This window comes from Methylobacterium sp. Leaf118 (genome assembly GCF_920984675.1).
Taxonomy (GTDB): domain Bacteria; phylum Pseudomonadota; class Alphaproteobacteria; order Rhizobiales; family Beijerinckiaceae; genus Methylobacterium.
Map to the genome: position 1 here is coordinate 1 of NZ_CAKLBV010000119.1, position 3,854 is coordinate 3,854.

The 3,854-nt window shown below is 74.2% G+C and carries 3 protein-coding genes and 1 pseudogene; all 4 read left to right on the plus strand.

Annotation, left to right across the window (positions count from 1 at the left end):
* Positions 1–172, plus strand: a 172-nt coding sequence (locus LW587_RS23665; RefSeq protein ID WP_232632023.1) for a DAK2 domain-containing protein, incomplete at its 5' end; no start/stop codon positions are given.
* Positions 173–185: 13 nt separating this feature from the next.
* Positions 186–1,031: pseudogene (locus LW587_RS23670) on the plus strand (class I SAM-dependent methyltransferase).
* A 159-nt stretch (positions 1,032–1,190) separates the two neighbouring features.
* Positions 1,191–2,480, plus strand: coding sequence for an oxalate/formate MFS antiporter (gene oxlT, locus LW587_RS23675; protein ID WP_232632021.1), 1,290 nt, complete (start codon positions 1,191–1,193; stop codon positions 2,478–2,480).
* Positions 2,481–2,636: 156 nt separating this feature from the next.
* Positions 2,637–3,854, plus strand: a 1,218-nt coding sequence (gene cbiE, locus LW587_RS23680; protein WP_232632022.1) for a precorrin-6y C5,15-methyltransferase (decarboxylating) subunit CbiE, incomplete at its 3' end; no start/stop codon positions are given.

The window sequence follows — 3,854 nt, forward strand, 5'->3', positions numbered from 1 at the left end:
GGCGGCGGCGGCGAAGGCCGCCCGCACCGGCGCCGAGGCCACCGCCGCCCTGGAGCGGGCCGGAACCGGCCGCTCCAGTTACCTCGCGAGCGCCGATCTGGTCGGCCATCCCGACCCCGGCGCGGTTGCGGTCGCCCTCGCCTTCGAGGCATGGGCGGACGGCACCACGTGACGGGACAGGCGGCATGGACCCAGGCAATCAGGCTCAGATCGACTACTGGAACGGCGAGGTCGGGCAGCGCTGGGCGGAGAATCACCGCGCCCTCGACGCGGTGTTCACGCCGTTCACGCGGGCCCTGTTCGACGCCGCGGATCTCCGACCCGGCGCCCGGGTGCTCGATATCGGCTGCGGTGCGGGCGAGACGACCCTCATCGCCGCGGAACGGGTCGGGCCGTCCGGCCACGTGACCGGCGCCGACGTGTCCGAGCCGCTGCTCGCCACGGCGCGGACGCGGGCGGCGGCCCGGGCTCCCGGGGCCGCGCCGGTCGCGTGGCTGCGGGCGGACGCCCAGACCCACGCCTTCGACGCGCCGTTCGACCATGCCCTGTCGCGCTTCGGCGTGATGTTCTTCGACGATTCGGCGCGGGCCTTCGCCCAGCTCCACCGGGCGCTCGTCGGCGATGGGCGGCTGACCTTCCTGTGCTGGCGGGCGATGGCGGAGAATCCCTGGGTCGCCCTGCCCTGGGCCACCGTGCTGCCGCTGGTCCCCGATGCCGCGCCGCCGCCCTCCGACGCGCCGGGCCCGTTCCGCTTCGCCGCCCGCGAGCGGCTGCTGCCGATCCTGGAGGGGGCGGGCTTCCGGGACATCGTCTGTGCGCCGACGGACCGCACCATGGTGGTGGGCGAGACGCCGGAGGCGGCCGCCGGCTTCGTCGTCACCCGCGGCCCCGTGGCCCGCATGCTGCGCGAGTAGGAGCCGGCGGTGCAGGAGGCCGCCCTGCGCCGGGTCGTCGATCTCTTCACCGCGCAATCCGGCGCGGGCCCGGTCGAACTCGGCGCCGCCTGCTGGCTCGTCACCGCACGGGCCTGAGCGATGGCGCGGCCGGGCGACAAGTCTTGCCCGGCCGCGCTTGCCCGGCACCCAAGACCATCGATGGATGGGAGGATCTGCGCAGCGTTGTCGCGCGCGCCACCAGCGTAGAATTTGGCACACCCCTTGCTGCAGGCCGGCGCCGTCAAGGAGTGAATGATGGATACGATGTCGAACCGGACCCGCTGGATCCAGCTCGCCCTGGGTCTCGTCGTGATGATGACGATCTCCAGCCCCCAATATGTCTGGACGCTGTTCGTGAAGCCGTTCCAGGCGACCACCGGGGCGAGCCTGCCCGCCGTGCAGGTCGCCTTCACCCTGCTCATCGTGCTCCAGACCTTCTTCTCGCCGGTCCAGGGCTGGCTGATCGAGCGTTTCAGCGCCAAGGCGATGATCGCCCTCGGCGCCGCTTTGTCCGGGCTCGGCTGGGTCGCGGCGTCGAAGGTCGAGACCCTGTGGGGCCTCTACGCCACCTACGGCCTGCTCTGCGGGCTCGGCACCGGCATCGTCTATGTCGGCGTCGTCGGCCTCGTGGTGCGCTGGTTTCCCGAGCGGCGCGGCTTCGCGGCGGGCGTCGTGGCGGCGGGCTACGGCATGGGGGCCATCGCCACCACCTTCCCGATCACCGACATGATCGCCGCCTCCGGCTTCCGCCACACCCTGCTGGTGTTCGGCGCGATCATGGCCGCGATCGGCGTCGTGGCGGCGCTCGGCCTGCGCATGCCGAAGCCGGGCGAAACGCCCAAGATTCCTGCCGACAAGGTGGCGAGCGCCGCCCGCGACGTGGCCCCGGCCCAGATGCTGCGCACCCCGCTGTTCTGGCTGATGTTCGCCATGATGGCGATGATGTCGACCGGCGGCCTGATGGTGGTGGCGAATTTCGCGGCCTTCGCGAAGGAGTTCGGCGTGGCCGACGCCATCGTGTTCGGCTTCGCGGCGCTGCCTTTCGCCCTCACCTTCGACCGGATCACCAACGGCCTGACCCGGCCGTTCTTCGGCTGGGTCTCGGACCATGTCGGCCGCGAGAACACCATGGCCTTCGCCTTCGCCCTCGAGGCGGTGGCGATCGTCATGCTGCTGATGTTCCGCGAGAACGCCTACGCCTTCGCCCTGCTCTCGGGGCTGGTGTTCTTCGCCTGGGGCGAGATCTTCTCGCTGTTTCCCTCCACCCTGACGGACACGTTCGGGACCCAGCACGCCACGACGAATTACGGCTTCCTCTACATGGCGCAGGGCATCGGCTCGCTCCTCGGCGGTCCCGTCGCGGCGCTGATCCACGACTCGGTCGGGAGCTGGGTGCCGGTCTTCGGCATCGCCATCGCCCTCGATCTGATCGTGGCGGCCCTCGCCTGGTTCGTCCTCAAGCCCGCCCGCCGCGCTTATCTCGGCGTGGGAGGCCCGGCCGTGCCCGCGGTGGCCGCCCCCCTCGCCGCCCGGCCGGCGCTCTGACGAAGCGGGGCCGGTCCCGGGGCTCCGGGACCGGCCCGCCTGCCCCGGCCGACCGGGTCGGGGCCGGTTTGACGGGCCGGATCGGTTCTGGGCAGGGAGAGGGACCTCCCCCGTCGCCCAGGCTCCCGCCATGCCCATCCCCCCGCGGCCCCGGCCATGACGGCACCGCTCTCCCCGGCACCGCTCTCCCCGGCACCGCTCTCCCCGGCGCCGTCCCCGGCGCCCTGGCTCGCCATCGTCGGCATCGGCGAGGATGGCCGGGCCGGCCTCGCGCCCGCCGCCGCCGCCGCCCTCGACGCCGCGGAGGTCGTCTATGGCGGGCGGCGTCATTTCGCGCTGGCCGGCCCCCTTTCCGGCGAAAGCCGGCCCTGGCCGAGCCCGATCGGCGACGCCTACCCGGACATCCTGGCCCGGCGCGGACGCCCGACCTGCCTGCTGGCCACCGGCGACCCGTTCCATTTCGGCATCGGCGCCGAGATCGCCCGCCTCGTCCCGGCGCCCGAGATCCGCGCCTTCCCCCAGCCCTCGGCCTTCAGCCTCGCCGCGGCCCGGCTCGGCTGGTCCCTGCCCGAGACGGCCTGCGTGACCCTGCACGGGCGCGATCTGTTCGGGCTCGTCCCCTGGCTCCAGCCGCGGGCCCGCATCCTGGCCCTGTCCTGGGACGGCTCGACCCCCGCGGCCGTCGCCGGCCTGCTGGCGGAGCGGGGCCTCGGCGCGTCCCGGCTGACCGTGCTCGAGGCGATGGGCGGCCCGCACGAGCGCCGGCGCGCCACCGCGGCGAACGCCTTCGCGCTGACCGACATCGACCCGCTCAACACCCTGGCGCTGGAGGTGGAGGCGGGCGTTGCGGCCCGGATCGTGCCGCTGAGCCCCGGCCTCGACGATGCCTGGTTCGAGAATGACGGGCAGCTCACCAAGGCCGAGATTCGCGCCGTGACGCTGGCGGCCCTGCGCCCCCGGGCGGGCGAGACGCTCTGGGACCTCGGCGCCGGCGCGGGCTCGATCGGAATCGAGTGGTGCCTGCGCCATCCCGCCAACCGGGCCGTCGCGGTCGAGCGGCACGAGGATCGGGTGGAGCGGATCGGGCGCAACGCCCGGGCCCTCGGCGTCGGGGCTCGGGTCGAGGTCCGGCGGGGCGCCTCCTCCGAAAGCCTGGCGGCTTTGCCCGCCCCGCAGGCCGTGTTCGTCGGCGGCGGCGTGGCCGAGCCGGGCCTGCTCGCCGCCGCCCGCGCGGCGCTTCCCCCCGGCGGGCGCCTCGTCGCCAATGCCGTGACGCTCGAGGGCGAAGCGGCGCTGCTCGCCGCCTATGCCGGGGCCGGCGGGCGCCTGCGCCGCCTCGCGGTCGCCCATGCCGCACCGGTCGGCGGCCTGACC

Coding starts and splice junctions, on each gene's coding strand:
- oxlT (WP_232632021.1), top strand. CDS start 1,191: ATGGATACGATGTCGAACCGGACCCGCTGGATCCAGCTCGCCCTGGGT.